The organism is Vibrio sp. QJM3NY_21, from assembly GCF_057785975.1.
On the sequence record NZ_CM173514.1, the window covers coordinates 1,413,273 to 1,430,418 of the forward strand.

Annotated in this window: 15 protein-coding genes; 13 read left to right on the forward strand and 2 right to left on the reverse strand. The window is 43.2% G+C overall.

The features are described 5' to 3' along the window. Positions 1 to 362: 362 nt before the first annotated feature. From AC3CID_RS21800 to AC3CID_RS21840, 9 genes are all read left to right on the forward strand, one after another. A complete protein-coding gene (locus AC3CID_RS21800) occupies positions 363 to 2,369 on the forward strand; it encodes a putative bifunctional diguanylate cyclase/phosphodiesterase (RefSeq protein ID WP_171327947.1) in 2,007 nt (668 codons plus the stop codon). A gap of 250 nt (positions 2,370 to 2,619) precedes the next feature. After that, positions 2,620 to 3,099 carry a type II secretion system protein gene (locus AC3CID_RS21805; protein ID WP_017079599.1) on the forward strand — a complete coding sequence of 160 codons (480 nt, stop codon included), beginning with the start codon at positions 2,620 to 2,622 and terminating at the stop codon, positions 3,097 to 3,099. Between the two features lie 849 nt (positions 3,100 to 3,948). Further along, complete coding sequence (locus AC3CID_RS21810) at positions 3,949 to 5,694, forward strand: EAL domain-containing protein (RefSeq protein ID WP_488527451.1); 1,746 nt, start codon at positions 3,949 to 3,951, stop codon at positions 5,692 to 5,694. A 222-nt stretch (positions 5,695 to 5,916) separates the two neighbouring features. Then, positions 5,917 to 6,288, forward strand: coding sequence for a GntR family transcriptional regulator (locus AC3CID_RS21815; protein ID WP_488527452.1), 372 nt, complete (start codon positions 5,917 to 5,919; stop codon positions 6,286 to 6,288). Beyond that, positions 6,285 to 7,139, forward strand: a complete 855-nt coding sequence (locus tag AC3CID_RS21820; protein ID WP_488527453.1) for an ABC transporter ATP-binding protein — start codon at positions 6,285 to 6,287, stop codon at positions 7,137 to 7,139. Before AC3CID_RS21815 ends, AC3CID_RS21820 begins: the two co-directional genes overlap by 4 nt. Further along, positions 7,139 to 7,996 (forward strand): hypothetical protein, encoded by an 858-nt coding sequence (locus tag AC3CID_RS21825; protein ID WP_488527454.1) that lies wholly within the window; start codon positions 7,139 to 7,141, stop codon positions 7,994 to 7,996. The genes AC3CID_RS21820 and AC3CID_RS21825 overlap by 1 nt, the downstream gene beginning before the upstream one ends. 939 nt (positions 7,997 to 8,935) lie before the next feature. Continuing rightward, entirely contained in the window at positions 8,936 to 9,223 is a 288-nt protein-coding gene (locus tag AC3CID_RS21830; RefSeq protein WP_473577781.1) for a putative quinol monooxygenase, read from the forward strand. Further along, the gene (locus AC3CID_RS21835) at positions 9,223 to 9,777 is read left to right on the forward strand and encodes a nucleotidyltransferase family protein (protein ID WP_065205827.1); all 555 of its coding nucleotides are present in this window, start codon (positions 9,223 to 9,225) and stop codon (positions 9,775 to 9,777) included. The genes AC3CID_RS21830 and AC3CID_RS21835 overlap by 1 nt, the downstream gene beginning before the upstream one ends. Positions 9,778 to 9,979: 202 nt before the next feature. Further along, complete coding sequence (locus AC3CID_RS21840; RefSeq protein WP_171308025.1) at positions 9,980 to 10,417, forward strand: bifunctional diaminohydroxyphosphoribosylaminopyrimidine deaminase/5-amino-6-(5-phosphoribosylamino)uracil reductase RibD; 438 nt, start codon at positions 9,980 to 9,982, stop codon at positions 10,415 to 10,417. Between the two features lie 17 nt (positions 10,418 to 10,434). Here AC3CID_RS21840 and AC3CID_RS21845 read toward each other — a convergent pair whose 3' ends face one another. Further along, entirely contained in the window at positions 10,435 to 10,887 is a 453-nt protein-coding gene (locus tag AC3CID_RS21845; RefSeq protein WP_488527455.1) for an NUDIX hydrolase, read from the reverse strand. A gap of 291 nt (positions 10,888 to 11,178) precedes the next feature. Here AC3CID_RS21845 and AC3CID_RS21850 point away from each other — a divergent pair, with 291 nt between their 5' ends. The 4 genes from AC3CID_RS21850 (at position 11,179) to AC3CID_RS21865 (ending at position 16,036) form a co-directional block, all read left to right on the forward strand. Continuing rightward, complete coding sequence (locus AC3CID_RS21850) at positions 11,179 to 12,891, forward strand: RluA family pseudouridine synthase (RefSeq protein ID WP_488527456.1); 1,713 nt, start codon at positions 11,179 to 11,181, stop codon at positions 12,889 to 12,891. Between the two features lie 155 nt (positions 12,892 to 13,046). Next, entirely contained in the window at positions 13,047 to 13,427 is a 381-nt protein-coding gene (locus tag AC3CID_RS21855; RefSeq protein WP_004729929.1) for a hypothetical protein, read from the forward strand. 274 nt (positions 13,428 to 13,701) lie between these two features. Beyond that, on the forward strand, positions 13,702 to 14,898 hold the full coding sequence (locus AC3CID_RS21860) for a multidrug effflux MFS transporter (RefSeq protein ID WP_488527457.1): 1,197 nt from the start codon (positions 13,702 to 13,704) through the stop codon (positions 14,896 to 14,898). Positions 14,899 to 15,022: 124 nt separating this feature from the next. Next, a complete protein-coding gene (locus AC3CID_RS21865) occupies positions 15,023 to 16,036 on the forward strand; it encodes an alpha/beta hydrolase family protein (protein WP_019824676.1) in 1,014 nt (337 codons plus the stop codon). Between the two features lie 20 nt (positions 16,037 to 16,056). Here AC3CID_RS21865 and AC3CID_RS21870 read toward each other — a convergent pair whose 3' ends face one another. After that, a complete protein-coding gene (locus AC3CID_RS21870) occupies positions 16,057 to 17,121 on the reverse strand; it encodes a helix-turn-helix domain-containing protein (RefSeq protein ID WP_473577770.1) in 1,065 nt (354 codons plus the stop codon). Positions 17,122 to 17,146 lie beyond the last annotated feature (25 nt).

Sequence of the window (17,146 nt, forward strand, 5' to 3'; positions counted from 1 at the left end):
TATCTTCTTCAAGTAATATTCATGAAATTGATAATTCGATCCAGCATTTGCTAATCACCACTACCACACAGGGTCCACTTTAAGATGAATAAACCGCTTTCACTGTTACTGACCAGCCCCCCTTTATTTTCAACGCAGTTATTAGCTGATAGCAATAAACAAGAAATAGTGAATCCGATTCAAGCGCAGGCAAATTCTTGGATAAACATTCAGGTCGCGCCAAAAATAACATTCGTCAAAAGATGGGCTTCAACTGTGAGTTCTATAGCGCGCTCCTTTCTGTAGCACTTTTTTCTTCTTCAACACGGCTTTTAACGGCTGTTGAAGACCAGAATTCAATTTGATAAGCGCCTACTGAATGCATGAGTTCGGTAGGCACTGTTCGACCAACACATCAGTTCACCGAGTTCAATATGATGACCAATTATCAACCTTTCGAGCATCTCAAGTGTCCTATTTGGATATATGATATTGATAATAAAAGAATAACTTGGGCAAATAGTAACGCGCTCCCCCTCTGGGAGTCTGAGTCGATGTTTGAGCTGACATCACGTGACTTTAGTGTCGAGATGTCAAAAGCGATAGAAGCAACACTGGAAGAATACCAAAGACAATTTCTACGTAACGAAAGCATCAAAACATGGTGGAACTTCACGCCAAACCACATTTCCAAACGTGCATTATGCCTATTTTCTGGGATCCCATTGCCCGATGGTCGAACTGGGATGTTGGTACAAGTCATTGCCGAAGAGGGCAGCCTAAAGCACGACTTAGCTTGCTCTGATGGCGCAAATCTATCCCTTCTATTTGATAACTCGGGAGACGTAGTGAGCGCTAACTCCGCATTCTTTCAAAGCTATGGTTCACCGTTTAGTACCCTATCCGACTTCGTTTCAAGTGAAGAGGCAGCAGCACAATGGTTGTTTGCTGCGCGTAAAGGCCGCGAGATTTTAGAAGAAGTCAGCTGCGAAATAGATAACAAAATCCATCACTTTGACGTTCAAGGAAAATGGCTATTTGATAAAAGCGAGCTTCTGTTAAACCTCACCTGTACAACTAAACAAAAAGAGAAGTTGATCAAAGCCAGATACAACGCTGAGCACGACTGTTTAACTGAACTTTATAATCGCCGCGGTATCACCAACCTTTTGGAAACCAGTATTGCCTATCGCTCGCCCTTTGAGTTGATGTTTGTCGACCTTGATGGCTTCAAATTGGTCAATGATACTTATGGACACAGTGTCGGTGACCAACTACTTAAGCAGGTTGGCGAACGTCTTAAACACCTCGTCGACGAAACGTGCATGATAGGTCGATTTGGTGGCGACGAATTCATTGTTATTGCCCACGCCTGCCGAAATCACAATATCCCGCTGCTCTGCTCTCGTATTATTGAAGCCTTGAACAAGAGTTTCCACATCAGAGGGATTGGCACCTTGTCTGTTGGTTGCAGCATCGGTACCGCTCATTTCCCTGATAATGCCGTCGATCAAGAGTCACTGCTCAAGCAAGCAGGTATGGCGATGCATATGGCCAAAGCAAATGGACGAAATCGATTTCAAACTTTTACACCTTGTTTAGCACAAACCCTTCACCGCAAGGTAGAGATCCGTCATCGACTCACGCATGCCTTAGAGAACGACGACCTCAATCTTCATTACCAACCGATAATGAACACTAACAGCGACAAGGTGAAAGGATTTGAAGCCTTACTTCGATGGTCGGACGAAGAACTAGGTGACATCGCTCCTGACGAATTTATTACCTTAGCGGAGGAGAGTGGGCAAATAGTTCCTCTCGGAAAATGGGTTCTCAATTCCGCACTCAAACAGTTATCGATGTGGCAACGAGAGTTTGATAATGAGTTGATGATGAGCATCAATATCTCGAGTATTCAGATGCACGCTACCTTTGCCGAACAGTTATTGGCAATGCTGAACTTCTACAACATCCAGCCTCAAAGCGTTGCCCTTGAAATCACGGAGTCTTCCATGATCTTCAAACATGGTGAAGTCAGACAAGCATTAAGTGATATATCAAAATTAGGCGTAGAACTTCACCTTGATGACTTTGGCACAGGGTACTCCTCACTCTCAATGTTGCATGACTTGCCAATTAGCACCGTTAAACTCGATAAAAGTTTTGTCCATGGTTCGCACAAAGGGAGCAAAGCAATAGTCCAAGCTACCCATGCTATCTGCGACAAACTGGGGCTAAAAGTAGTTGCTGAAGGCGTCGAGACCGAAACGCAAAAAGCGTTCTTGATCGATTGTGGATACCAGTATCTTCAAGGGTTCTTGTTTAGTAAGCCCATCCCGTCAAATGAAGTCGAAAGACAATTTTTAACAGGTCGATTAATAGACATTTAAAAACCTATTTATCAATAAGTTAGAGTTTTTTAGCACTTCGTAGTCCAGAGAGTGATACCCACATCAACGCTTACGTATGCTTACATTGCGGCCAATAACGACAAGCCGAAGTTAAAGTATTGTTTATTATGCAATTATTGAGAACAATCAACCTGCAAGCCATATAACAGATATACCTACCTTCTGTAATGGCTTTGGTATTTAGATTACCCTCTAGCAGCCCCTCAATCAGATCAAATAATCGGTAAATATGAGAAGACAAAACGGCTTCACTCTCTTAGAACTTATCATCGCAGTCTTAATTTTAGCTATCTTGTCTGCCACGGCTATGGTCAAGTTCTTAAACGTTCAAGGAAGCGCCCGTGCGAGTAAAATACACGACGTAGCGGGTAACCTACGTACCGGTATCGATATGATCTACGCCAAGTCTGCGATTGCTGGCGTTGAGGGAGAGTGCAACTATGTAGAAAAAACGGAAATTGAAACCTACTACGTCTGTCATGGCTACCCAATAGCTTATGTGGATTCACTAAGAAGACTGCTCAATATCGACAGAACAGAGCTTCACGTGATCAACAAAGAAGTCGATCCTGGTAGCAATGCCGAAAGAGTAGCTGCTATCTCTTTTGACGCAGATAACTACACCTATTCACCTGAAGGTGACTTTTGTCAGGTACTCTATCAACCAGAAAAAGAACCTCAAATCGTCGTACTTGATGGCGCATGTTAAATACTCAACGATTTTACTCATTCAGAAGTTAGAGCTAAACCATCGAGACAGCTCTTTGAATATCATCTGGTTACGATAAATTTGTTCAAAAATAATACGAATAGGGTTAAGTTGTTGCTACTTACATCTTTAAGTGCTGTTTACGTTATAACATGAACTTAATTCATATCTTATTTTTTATAATTAGCCTGTAAAGATCTACATAGGTGCATGTCTGATATAGATATCAACGGTGTTTTGGTTAAACACCTTTCGTAAATAGATAGGTATAAATATATAAATAAAATAACATGATCGTGCTATCTAAAACTTCCCACCTGAAAATTCCATTATTTAATAAGACGTAAGAATACAAATAAGGAAAACTCAAAATACAATATTATCAATGCCATCATCTATCCATATAATTCAATTACTAAAATCATGTCTCAACTAAATTATATTAACATTACATAAATTGACATAATCTAAATTTATCCGGAAAAATTCTGATAAATCTCACACATCAATAAATCAAATGAATACCATCAAAAGCTACATTAGAAACCTCTAAATTCAGTGGCTAATCCTTCCGCACAGAAGCGGTGAAATGGATAAATACCAAAACAAATGGATAAATCCCCTTTACCCCTTGTAAATCATTGGCTTTCATTTATAAATTCAACTTTTGGGTGAACATCTCGATAACCTTTCATTCAAGCCCAAATTCTGCGATTAGTATCAACATCTTAAGAGAAAATGGTGACATTTTGGTTATATTATTTGGAAAGGACTCTTAGGTTGAATGAAAATCCCAGCCAATACACATCAATCACATAAATATAATAACTGTCGCTTAGGAGTTGAGCCATGCACTGTTCTTTCAATATAAACAACAATAATGAGAGCTTGCAACTGATCTACAATGAAGAAAAAATATATATCAAGAACAACAGTAATAAGATATCAGAGGAAAGTCTTAATAGTAAAGAGAGTTTTGTATTCAAATATCTTATTGAGCACTCATCAATATCTAACCCTCAATCTGCACGAGATGTTGAAGAGTCTTTTAAATTACATTTTGATGAAGAGTTTAGTTTGTATGCATTAAAAAACATCATCGCCTCAATAAGAAAGAAGTATCGAAACTTATGTAAAAAAGCAAAGATAGATAATAATAGCGAACTTATCTCTAACCTTTATAAGGTGGGTTACTTCATCGATCTCGATAAGAGCTCTACAAACTGCATCGCACCAAAGTACGACATCAATCAATTCAAGCCCAGTCAGATAGAAATGTTGAAAATGATGTTCAATACCTATCATAGAGAACTGATTAAGGCTCTGATAACCGTGTTCACCGTCTCTTCATTTTTCCTCTTCGTTGTCTACTTTTTCCAAATCCTTTATACGACGAAGATTGCAGATGAATACAGCGAAAACACCAAACATATTGCTGAAGAAATCATGCTCTATGGTTGCGATAACCAAGGGGCTGTGCACTCATTAAGGCATTCACTCAACTTAGATTCTGTCATCATGACTACGTCTTATGGTTCATGTTATATCTCCAAAACACGCTCGAAAATGGTAGACCTTGATCAAGTTGATGACTTTTACGATAGTACCGATTTCGCTTATTCACGCTTCGTAGATACCAAGCGTGACATTGACCTTACGGTGCGTATTTCTACACGCTCTATTGAAGCTCGATACAAGAACTCACTATTGCCGCTGTTAGTCGACTCGGTCTCGATCCAGAAGAATGGTTATTACATTCTGAACCTAGGTGAAGAAAGTAAAGCTATCTATCAAACACCACTGCCAACCGGTGCAACCATTACCTTTTACAGTGATGATATTGTCGTACTGTGGACTGCGCTTTCTCTGATTCTCGCCACACTGCTTTATCGCTCCTATATTCTGGGCTTTATGATCTACCTGTTTCGTTGGAAACACATCTCCTTTGAAGAAGAGCCCATCATCAACACCGAAGACAACAGCGTTCTGTATTACGAGTTGCTATCTCGAGTTCGTAACGTCGGCGTTTTAAGCTTCATCAACACTATGAGACGCACCAATTTACTCACCTTTCACACTATCTTGCTCATCGAGACGGTCAGAAAAGCCAAATTACACAACAGCCATGAGATCTATGGTGTCAACGTGTGTCCGAGCGCTTTGGTGGGGTCGAACTTCGCAAGGCTCAGAGAGCATTTGGCCGCGATGGAAGCGAATGAATTTGTCGTCGAGATTACTGAATATTCGAATATTGGCTATGGATGTGAGGTTATCGATAACATTAAGGATATCAAAAAGCTTGGTATCACTATCGCTCTGGATGACTTTGGCACGGGCAATAACAACATCGAAATCATCAATGTTATCTCTCCGGCCTATCTAAAACTGGATCGTTGCTTTGTTAAGGATATCGAGTCAGGAGAGCACCATCAGGGTGTATTGCTTAATATCTCTGAGATTGGACGCTTATCAAATATCACGATGATTTATGAAGGTGTCGAGACGCGCAGGCAACAATATATCTTGTGTCAGCTAGGCTACAACTTACATCAAGGCTATCTGTATAGCCGGCCCAATGACTCAGAGGAGCAATAGGCCCCCCTAACAGAAATCTTGACGAGCAACCATTTCCTATTCAAATAATCATCGCTCATACAGCTGCTTGAAAGCCCACAAGGACGTAGGCTTCAAGTACCCTCCCCGCCAAACATGCTTTATCCAAATGTAAAAATATCCGATCCATTTTCATAAAACCCTTGCCAATTCGAATAAAAAGGTTAGTGTTATACACATGTATATCACCATGCAGTTTTAATTATGACCGAATGGAAAGACGACCAACCGATCTTTAGGCAGCTTGCCGTAAAGATCAGTGACCAAATTCTTCAAGGTGTTTGGTTAGAGCAACAAGCATTACCCTCTGTGCGTGCGGTTGCTGCCGATCTCAAGATCAACCACCTTACTGTCATGAAAAGCTATCAGTTACTGGTGGATGAAGACTTGGTTGAGAAAAAACGCGGCCAAGGCATGTATGTGGCCGAAGGGGCACTTCAAAAATTGAAAGAGTCTGCACACCAATCATTCATCAACACACAGATCCCAGCCATCGCTGAGACGCTAGGCATCATTGATATGAGTGTCGAAGAACTCGTGAAACAGCTAGCACAACATATAAAGGACAAGTCATGAGTACTTTACTTTCCGTGAAAAACGTAACCAAAACCTATTCAAATCAAGTGGGTGCCGAGAACATCAACTTCGAGTTAAAGCCAGGGCAAGTACTTGGGCTTCTGGGCCACAATGGCGCGGGCAAATCGACACTGATCAAATCACTGCTTGGTGGCCACAACTATCAAGGTGAGATTGAAGTAAACGGCTACCACCCTATCCACCAGCACGCAGAGCTCATGCAGCACTTGTCGTATATTTCAGATGTTAACGTGTTACCAGAGTGGATGACCGTTAAACAACTGCTTCGATACACACAAGGTGTACACCCTAGCTTCAACAAACAAAAAGCAGAACACACGTTAAGCAGCACCAACATTAAGCTCTCTTCTAAGATCAAACAGCTTTCTAAAGGGATGAAAGTACAACTTCATCTCGCGATCATCATCGCGACTGACACTCAAGTGTTGATATTAGATGAGCCAACCCTGGGCTTAGATTTGCTGTACCGCGATACTTTTTATCGCCACCTACTAGAATGGTTCCACGACGGTGAACGCGCCATGATCATTGCAAGCCATGAGGTTTCAGAAATTGAACACCTATTAACGGATGTACTGATTTTGAAGCAAGGTCATTGTGTACTACAAAAGAGCATGGAAGACATCGAGGACGACTATTTCATTATCGAAGTCGCAAACAACCATTCAAGCGAGATACAGAAACTTAACCCACTCACCTCTCAGCCTGGGTTAGGGACGACTAAGTGGCTATTAGAAGGTCAATACAAAGCGCAGGTTGAATCACTGGGTAACATCTATAACGTTGGTCTCGCAGATCTATTCCTTGCAACACAGACGGAGAAGGCATAATGCATCCAAGTTTTTACATGCTAGAAAAAGAACTCATCGAGCATAAAGTTAACACTCGATTGCCTCTATTTGTCGCATTATGTGGTTTCTTACTGTTCGTTGGTCTGTTCTTTAATGGCTCAGCGCAACATGAATTTTTCTTCGAAATGCAAGTGAACGGTGACGTGAGCGACATTCACAGAGAGTTCGCACAAGATCTCAACTCAGTGATCTACTTTGGCGCGGGCCTTATTTCACTGATCCTGTCGACGCTTTACATCCCTAAAACGCTGCGTAAAGAACGCCAAGAAGGCAGCTCAATGTTTTGGAGAAGTATGCCGGTATCCAACGCAATGACTCACGGCGTGAAGCTAGGCTTCGGTTTAGTGGTTATTCCGGCTATCTGTGCGTTGTTAGTGCTGTTCGCAGATTTTCTATTCTGGATATTGAACGTCTCAAGTGAGCAACAACTGGCACTATTGGTTGAGCAGCAATCTCTGTTTTATGTGCTGAGTAACTGGGTCGTGTTTTTTGGAAGAATGATGTTAGTTGCACTAGTTTTATTGCCACTGGCAACTGTCACTCTAGCTATTTCGCAGCTGGTGAACTCTCCATTGCTTGTCATTTTCATCTCAAGCTATGCGATTAAGTTCCTCTCTGTCGCCGTGTTTGGGTTCTATGGCATCAATGACTTCCTATCTCTCATCGCGTCATTACCAATGAATGTGCTCATAGCAAGCAACCCATTAAGTGCGATTGCAGAAGCGCCGATTTTATCTCTAGGTATTTACGCACTGATCGGTGTTGGTGGCTATCTTCTGAGCCTAAAGCTGAACCGAACCGATGATGTCAGTTTGAAGACGCTCTTCCAACGTTAACGCATTAGCTCCTGACGTTGGTGTTATCTCTCCCGAGCAGGTAACCACATCAGATATCAAAATCTAAATCAAAGCTTCTGAGAAATCAGGAGCTTTTTTTGATCACGACTTTGCCAATACAGAGATAGGTAACAAGAACAAAGGGACAAAAGGGTTTTAGTTAGGAGTAACAGAGTGAAGCAACAAGAGAATCTAAGAGGAGATATTAATGAGCTGACATTGAATGCATTGTTGTTAATGCCTGTCAGCTCTTTGGGGGATAATTTCTTTAGTCGCCGACCAGATGAAGGTCCTTGAGAGTGCTAATGAAATCGATTTGTTGCGTTTACATTTGATTAAGCTTTTCAGCTTTTTTTATCTTAAAGCTTTACGATTTAAAGCTTATTTCTTTGAAGCTTCTTTCGCTGTGTCTTTCCAGTATTGGATGCGAACGCGATGAAGCTGTGCTCTTCTCATTTTTTTCATAAGGGATATTTCCTTTTCTTTAACTGCTCTTCATGAGCTATTTTTATTGCCAACCATTCGAATCTAACGGTGTTTGATGTCCAGATCAATGATACAAATCACAAAATTTATAGAGTTTTGAGTACCATTTACATCAAAGTATGACCTAGCTATCAACTATGGCTCAATTTAATATCTTCAGCCATTGTTCGAAATTTAGATTAGTTATCTCAGATGACAAATTCATTTCAGTATCAATACAGTTCAATGATACGTACTTAATAGACCGGACCAACGCGGATTTAGTTCCAGCATCTTATCTTTTATTACTCACCTTACCCATAAGGTTACAGTGTAACTAAGTCTATATTCAATGTGAACAGTTAGTCGTCACATTAGCCTATACGTCACAACATCAAAATGGGATTATGTTTGTAACGGGTAGAGCTTTTTATAGAAGAAAGCCGTAGTGAATAAAATTAAATGGACGTAATTATGAGTAAAGTAATTCTGCAAGGGCATATTCTAGTGCCAGACAACGACCTAAAAGCCGTCACACAAGCCTTGGTTGTACACAAAGAACTGACACTGGAAGAACCTGGTTGTATCGTGTTTCGAGTCAGTCAAAGCACGCTTCAACCTAATCGCTTTGAAGTGTATGAAGAATTCACTAGCCGAGAAGCATTCGAAGCGCACCAACAGCGAGTAAAAACGTCTGAATGGGGTGATATTTCCAAGAACGTGACTCGTCATTATCAAGTCACCGATGTTCCGACATCATAATGATACATCCGCTTGCCAATAGTATCGTCACGTTGATCAAACAGGATCCCTTACGAATGCAGGTTTTAGACTGTGTCTCTCAGTTGGATTTACCGCAGTGTTATGTTGCTGCAGGCTTTGTGAGAAACCTCGTTTGGGATCACCTACATGGCTATGCCTCCCCGACTCCACTCAATGATATTGATGTGATCTACTTTGATCCCATTGATACCTCTTACGAATCGGATTTTAGATACGAGGCTCAGCTTAAACAATGCTTACCCGAACTGCATTGGCAAGTTCGCAATCAAGCCTGCATGCACACTAGAAATGGAGATGAACCTTACCAAGGCTCATTGGATGCGATGAGTTACTGGCCAGAGAAAGAAACCGCAGTCGCCGTAAAGCAAAATCTTAATGGAGACATCGAGTGTATTTCATCTTTTGGTTTAGAGAGTTTGTTTGATTTGAAGATCACACCGAACCCCAATCGCAGCAAAGACGTGTTTGACCAACGAGTTCAGTCTAAGAACTGGTTAACTCATTGGCCCAAATTAGCGATTGGTCACAGTTAACGATTAACCACAGTGAGTTAATGAGCGGCTACAGTCAACTAGCGGCCAGATTCAAAATGAAAACCATTGACTAAAAGCCCAATCAGATCGAACATGCCCCCACTTGCTTAGCTTATTAGCTTAGTAAGTTAGTAACTAACCAAGTCATCAACCGCGCGCGGTCACTCACTGCTGCGCTCTCTCGTCATACTGAGTAACGACCATGAACCAACAATACATGCTGCAAGCTCTTGAAGCTTCGCGCCAAGCCCTACCCGACTGTCAACCAAACCCGCCTGTGGGCTGTGTTTTGGTTAAGAACGATAAGGTGGTGTCTGTTGGGTACACGCAAAAAGTCGGCGGAAACCACGCCGAGGTCGAAGCGCTCAATAGCTATGACGACGGATTGGACGGAGAAATGGAAGGGGTTACCGCTTACGTAACTTTAGAGCCATGTTCATTTGTAGGCAGAACACCCGCTTGCGCCAATACATTGGTTAAAGCCGGTGTTAAACACGTAGTGGTGGCGATGCTAGACCCAGACCCTCGTAATAATGGTCGTGGTGTTGCGATCCTTGAATCGCACGGCGTGAAGGTGGATGTGGGGTTATGCCAAACACAAGTGAGCGCCTTTTTATCCCCTTACCTTGGTAGGTCCTAGATCTTAAACAACCAGTATTAGTTCAATTTCACTCGGTAAAGCGGGTTGACTGGCTTATCGACAAAATACGACCAGATATGATCGTAGACAGCATGTTGGTTGGGGAATGGCGCTAACGCTTTTGCCTCTTCTAAATTGCACCAACGGTACTCCGTATGCTCGTCATTCAGTCCAATCGCTTGGTTGGGTGGGCATAGCACCGCAAACACAGGGATGAGCTGAATCACATTAACGTGAGCCTCGTAAAACTGCTCCAGAAACTGCGCGTTATACAAGGCTTCCACTTTAATTTGGGTCTCTTCTTCAAACTCGCGCACGATAGCCTGCCAGCCTGTTTCACCTGCTTCAATCGAGCCTGCGACATGGCACCAAAACTCGCCCTTCACACGCTTCATAAGTAGCATTTTCATTTGTCCGTCGATCTCTGAAATAGCGACACCAGATACAATCGAAGTATTGAGTGGAATCATAACGTTACCTTAGGTTGAACAAGAGGGCGGCAAGGCTACCACCCTTCGTTTGTTAAATTGTTTTCTATGATTAAAAACGAGAAGTTACTCATCAATTAATGAAGTTCAAGCCATAGCTCATGGGTTCAATGTTAACCATCTCGCTTAGCTATCCAGTAATAGAACCATTTCTTATTTGAGGCGCTTTTCGATAAAGAGTAGAATCGCCGCCTTGTACTGTGTTTAAAGCCTTTAAACATACACAGTAGACTCACAACCATTTATCACCACGATATAAGTATTCAGACGACTATGCACTCATCAAAATCAACGCACGACTCAGATAACAGCCACACACCTGAGCATTGCTTCACCCGCTTTCAACAGCCGATCGAGTCGTATTCGTTGCCAGAGCGTTTCACCTTCCCGTTCTATTACGAACCGCATCCACTGTGTGAAATCGCCTCTCGTCAGCTTCAACAATATCTAGAAACGCAAACCGATTGGCAACATGACTTCGGGCTAGATTCTGACGCTGGTCGCGGCAAAATGTTTGGTGTGTTACTGGTGAAAAGCCCTGAAGGTGAATTGGGTTACTTCTCTGCTTTCTCAGGTAAAATCGCCGACCAAAACCTACTGCCTCACTTTGTGCCGCCCGTATTCGACATGCTGAGCAGCGACAGCTTTTTCCATCAAGATACGGCCGATATGATGGCTGTAAACGCTGAGTTTAAAGCGCTGCAAGCAAATACTGAATACCTTGATTTGTGCGAACAACTTGCGCAGCAAAAAGCGCAAGCTGAGCAAGAGATTGAAGCTCAACGTCTATTGATTATTGAAGGCCGAAAAACACGTAAAGAACAACGTGAACAAGGCAAAGAAAACCTTGATGAGCAAGCTTTCGAACAGCTAAATAACGAGCTAAACAAGGTCAGTGTTGCCGACAAAAATCAGCAGAAATATCTTAAGCTCAACTGGGAACAAATTCTGAATGAACTGCAAACTAAAGTTGATGTGTTCACCACTCAACTGGCAGAACTCAAAGAGCAAAGAGCACACCTTTCTCATCAGCTTCAGCACAAACTGTTTTCACAATACGCTTTCCAGAATGCGGAAGGAAACATTGAGGATCTAAACCAAATCTTTGAAGACACGCCAAACAAGATACCACCAGCGGGTTCTGGCGAATGTGCCGCTCCAAAGCTGCTACAATACGCGTATTTGAACGGTTACACACCGCTGGCACTGGCTGAATTTTGGTGGGGCCGCTCTCCAAAGTCTGAAATCCGTAAGCACAAGAAATACTACGCCTCTTGCCAAAGTAAGTGTGTACCGATTTTAGGCCATATGATGAAAGGTCTAGAAGTCGATCCAAACCCATTGCTAGAGAACCCAGCAGAAGGCAAAGAGCTGGGTATCTTGTTCCAAGATGAGCACATTGTTGTAGTACACAAACCAGCAGGTTTTCTATCCGTGCCGGGTAAAAACATTAAAGACTCGGCCTACACACGCGTTCAAGAAATGCACCAAGATGTTGAAGGGCCATTTGTTATCCATCGTTTGGATATGGCGACCTCTGGCATTCTGATATTTGCTTTAACACGACGTGCGAACAAAAGCTTACAGAAGCAGTTCATTACTCGTGAAGTCGAGAAGCGTTACGTGGCAATGATTGAAGGCGTTCTAGCAGAAGATGAAGGTTATGTTCGACTGCCATTGCGTGGTGACTTGTATGACCGTCCTCGTCAGATTGTCTGCTTCGAACACGGCAAGCCTGCAGAAACAAAATGGGAAGTGATAGAGCGAAACGAGCAAACCACTAAGGTTTACCTGCACCCTAAAACAGGGCGTACACACCAGTTGCGTGTTCACTGTTCACACGAAGAAGGCCTTAACATGCCTATCGTCGGTGATGGCCTATATGGCAATAAAGCTGACCGACTGCACCTACACGCAGAAAGACTTGCGCTGCACCACCCTGTGACCAAGGAATGGATGGAGTTTCAGTTCGACGCTGAGTTTTAAACCTCTCATTAGTACCAAGCTTTAAAAAAGGAGTCACAACCGCTTGTGGCTCCTACCTCTTTTGGGTATATCTCTACGCTTATTGCACTACATCAAGATTCACTTTGTTGTGAAGAGTAGCATGCCCTCCTTCTTCTCTCCTTGAGGCCTTTGATATGTCATCAGCTGCTTTGAATTTACACCACAACACACAAACTTCTTCTTTGATAACTGCGCAAGCACCAAGCTTGAAACCACTAGCAACCAAAAAGCCTAATCTAAATTTGGCAATGCTAAGCTTAATTGAAGAAGTTAAAAACGAACTCCCACTTTACGAATCGGAGACGTTTATCTGTGGGCCAAAAGGAAACTGCTCGGGTTGCTCTAAGAAACTACTAGAGATGGTCGACAGTGAGTTAATGTATTGGGAGCACAGTATTTCCATTGGCCAAGGCCCTAACTTCGAGGAACTGCGCCGCTTTGGTAAGCTTTGCAGCAGCGTTCGACGTGGTTTAGAGCGTAACGGTTTAGTCGAAAAACGCCCAAAGAAAAGATAACAAGCCAAGTCGATAATCATTACAATGTGTCGTTGGCGATCACAAACCACCCTGCTACTAACTGATTGAACTCGTTAGCTATAAAATTAATAATGTTTTGTAATACAATTCAGTGCGCAGACCGACTTCGTAGATTCGAACTCATAGAGATAAGCTCATCGATACTTTCACTATATTCTTGAACGACTCTATCCTTCTTGTCTGACGTGCCTTAGCCTTCTGTATATCAATATCACATCAATTAGAAACCGACCTTGGACAACGGAGAGCCACCTTGAAGAGACCACAACCAGTACTGGGAAAGACCGGTATGCTATTTTTTCTCGTCATAATAAGTGCTTTCCCTCCATTGACCATCGACCTTTACTTACCTGCGCTTCCGCAGATGGTCGAGGTGTTTAATACTGATCGATCCATGGTCAACCTAACCCTGAGCAGCTACTTCGTTATTTACGCCATCGGCCTTCTATTCTGGGGACCACTCAGCGAGAAATTTGGTCGTAAGCCGATCCTTTTGATTGGGTTAGCGGGCTATATGGTCGCGAGCATATTGTGTGCGATGACCAATAGCATCGAACAGCTAATTGGCGCTCGTATATTCCAAGCCTTTGCTGGTAGTGCTATCACCGTTATTGCTACCGCCATCGTAAAAGATCTTTATGATGGGCGAGAACGTGAAAAGATCATGGCGACTATCATGTCACTGGTGATCATCGCACCAATGGTTGCGCCTGTGTTTGGCGCCTTTTTACTGAAAATTGCTTCTTGGCGAATGATGTTTGTCACGCTCGCCATTTTTGGTGCATTTGCGTCAGTATTAGCTTGCTGCTACCAGGAAACACTCGAAAACAAATACCAAGGTTCCATATTCCGCTCATGGGGAAGAATGGGCGTGGTCATGAAAAACCGCTCGTTCGTCAAGCTGCTGGTCATTTTCTCTATCATACCGATGGCGTTGATGGGCTTTCTTGCGGCGGGTTCTTATATCTACATCGATCACTTTGGATTGACCGAACAACAGTTTAGTTACGCGTTCGCATTCAATGCATTGTGCGCCTCATTTGGTCCAACAATTTACATGAAGTTGTCCTACCGAATGCCGGTTCAAAAGGTCATCTCAGGATGTTTTGCTTTATTAACGCTTGCGGGAATCTTCACTCTAACCATTGGCGACCTATCCCCTTGGTTCTTCATGTTCATCGCGGCACCAGCGACATTAATGGCGATCATCATGCGAGTACCGGGTACCAACTTGATGTTGAATCAACAAGATCATGACACGGGTTCTGCCGTCGCACTGATCCAGTTCTTCAGCATGATTTGTGGCTCACTTGGCATGGTCTTGGTTTCAATACGCCCAGATTCTCTAATTGAAAACCTAGGCTTTATTCAATTATCCGTCGGTACGTTAGGCGGCCTGATGTGGCTAATGATCAGAAACAAAGAGTTCGTGACTAATAAGCTGAATTAGGCGCATCCAAAATAACTAAGTTTGTACTCAAACACGATTTAGGGCGTCCTCGATCGTGTTTGAGGTCTCGCGCTCACTGGCTTTAGCGCATATTGGCTCCAATCACCTCAATTGGAGTTAAACCATGAAATGGATACATTTACTGTTCACATCCCTACTTTTCCTCTGCGCTTCATCCATCGCTTCCGATGTCGGATTCACTCAAGTCACCTTAACTGACGACCCTAATCGCCCGCTAAACACTGCCATTTGGTATCCCACACAAGATGTCTTAGACACAACCTTGATTGGCGATAACCCAGCCTTCATCGGCACGAAAGTCATCAAAGATGGAGAGATTCAATCAGGCATTTTTCCAGTTGTACTGCTATCACACGGCTACCGAGGAAACTGGCGAAACCAAAACTGGTTGGCGACCGAACTTGCGAGTCGTGGCTACATCGTAGCGGCCACTGACCATCCGGGAACCACCTCTTTCGACCAATCTCCAGAGCAAGCGGCCAAGTGGTGGGAGAGGCCGCGAGATATCACTCGAACCATCGATTACCTGTTAAGCGAAGTTCAATGGAAGCAAGCTGTTAACGCCAACAATATCACTGCAATCGGACACTCGCTAGGAGGCTGGACAGTGATGCAATTGGCAGGAGCGAAAATAGATAGAGCGACCTTTGAAGCCGAGTGTCTTATATACCCTAACCCGCGTACCTGTGGGCTGTCTGATGAATTAGGGCTATCACAAGCCCAACCAGCTGAACCAAATGAAAAAGACCTATCAGACCCTAGAATTCAGCGCGTTGTCAGCCTTGATTTGGGGCTTGCTCGTAGCTTCTCAGTCGGCAGCTTAAATGACGTTACAGTGCCAACCTTAATATTGGCGGCTGGGATTGATATTGGGGATCTACCTCAGGCATTAGAATCTGGCTACATTGCTGAGCACATGCCTCTTAATTTAAGACGCTATAAGGTCTACGAAAGCGCTACCCATTTCAGCTTCATTCAAAGTTGCAAAGCTGGGGCGGTACCGATGCTTGAAGAAGAAGTGCCAGGCGATGGCATTATTTGTAAAGATGGCGTTGGTACATCACGCGACCAGCTACATCAATTGATCTTAAACGACATCGTTAGCTTTCTGAATTGATAAACGGAAAGCAAACACACTCAATCTAACACTTGCGGCGAACTTCGATACTCACTCGGAGTTTGCCCAGTTATCCTTGAAAACTCGCGATTGAAATTGGACTTGGTCTGAAAGCCTGAACTAAGGAAGATATCCGTTATCGCTTCATCACTTTGCATCAGGAGAGTCTTAGCGTGCTCAATTCGATAGGCGTTAATCACCTTTGAAATGTTCTGGTGGTGAGTTTGATTAACCGCAGACGATATTTTTCGAGCTGGGATACCTAACTTTCTCGCCACTCGATTCAGGGACAAGTCAGGATCTTTGAACACCTGATGATCCTTCATTAACGCATCAAACTTAGCGACGATCTGCGTGACTTCTTTGTCTTCATCTAAGCTCACCGTTGGTATCAATGCCTCAACTTCGTCTTGTATGCTATTTAGCGTTGAAAGTTCGCTCTGTTGTTGATTTTTTTTCGGAGTCGGAGACGTACTGGTACTGACAACGACCACAGCCCCAACAATTGCGGGAATAAGAACTAGGTAACCAATAGACAGAATTAAGTCGGTGTGTTGTGCGTTAAGCAGCAAAATATCATACGAGATAATGCTATCCACTAGAGCCGAAAACAGTAAGGCTATACCTGCCGTACGCTCAGCATACAAAACATTCGATACATCACTCAGCCTGACGTGCTCTGGGAAGTTAAACGATGATTTCAACAACAAGCAGCCAAAGCTGAGATATAGCGAGATCAACAATAGATCAATCGTTCCATCCCAAATATACGAATAAGAAAAGGAGCCAACCAGAACAACGACTGGGCCTAAGCAATGCAAAAGAGACAAAGGTTTACTTCGATGAGCTCCCGCAAAGCAGAGCCATGCAGCCACCGGTACACTTGCCCCTAGAACCGGTTGTAAGAAACGGAACAGTGCAATATCAAACGTCCAACGTAGCCCAACGACAGTAATCATCAACGCACACAACATAATAAACCAAAACGGTTTTTGGCTTGTCTGTGGGTAACGATATCTAAGTAAAACAGCCGTGACGCATAACAGCAGAGCTGCAATAAATGGTAGGGGAATGGCGAGCATCAAAATTCCATTTAGGTTCGGGGGAAGA

Excerpts from the sequence above, each read along its gene's own strand:
- AC3CID_RS21815 (WP_488527452.1), top strand. The coding sequence starts at position 5,917 with ATGACCGAATGGAAAGACGACCAACCGATCTTTAGGCAGCTTGCCGTA.
- AC3CID_RS21830 (WP_473577781.1), top strand. The coding sequence starts at position 8,936 with ATGAGTAAAGTAATTCTGCAAGGGCATATTCTAGTGCCAGACAACGAC.
- AC3CID_RS21855 (WP_004729929.1), top strand. The coding sequence starts at position 13,047 with ATGTCATCAGCTGCTTTGAATTTACACCACAACACACAAACTTCTTCT.
- AC3CID_RS21805 (WP_017079599.1), top strand. The coding sequence starts at position 2,620 with ATGAGAAGACAAAACGGCTTCACTCTCTTAGAACTTATCATCGCAGTC.
- AC3CID_RS21800 (WP_171327947.1), top strand. The coding sequence starts at position 363 with ATGAGTTCGGTAGGCACTGTTCGACCAACACATCAGTTCACCGAGTTC.
- AC3CID_RS21850 (WP_488527456.1), top strand. The coding sequence starts at position 11,179 with ATGCACTCATCAAAATCAACGCACGACTCAGATAACAGCCACACACCT.
- AC3CID_RS21845 (WP_488527455.1), bottom strand. The coding sequence starts at position 10,887 with ATGATTCCACTCAATACTTCGATTGTATCTGGTGTCGCTATTTCAGAG.
- AC3CID_RS21820 (WP_488527453.1), top strand. The coding sequence starts at position 6,285 with ATGAGTACTTTACTTTCCGTGAAAAACGTAACCAAAACCTATTCAAAT.
- AC3CID_RS21825 (WP_488527454.1), top strand. The coding sequence starts at position 7,139 with ATGCATCCAAGTTTTTACATGCTAGAAAAAGAACTCATCGAGCATAAA.
- AC3CID_RS21840 (WP_171308025.1), top strand. The coding sequence starts at position 9,980 with ATGAACCAACAATACATGCTGCAAGCTCTTGAAGCTTCGCGCCAAGCC.
- AC3CID_RS21810 (WP_488527451.1), top strand. The coding sequence starts at position 3,949 with ATGCACTGTTCTTTCAATATAAACAACAATAATGAGAGCTTGCAACTG.
- AC3CID_RS21865 (WP_019824676.1), top strand. The coding sequence starts at position 15,023 with ATGAAATGGATACATTTACTGTTCACATCCCTACTTTTCCTCTGCGCT.
- AC3CID_RS21835 (WP_065205827.1), top strand. The coding sequence starts at position 9,223 with ATGATACATCCGCTTGCCAATAGTATCGTCACGTTGATCAAACAGGAT.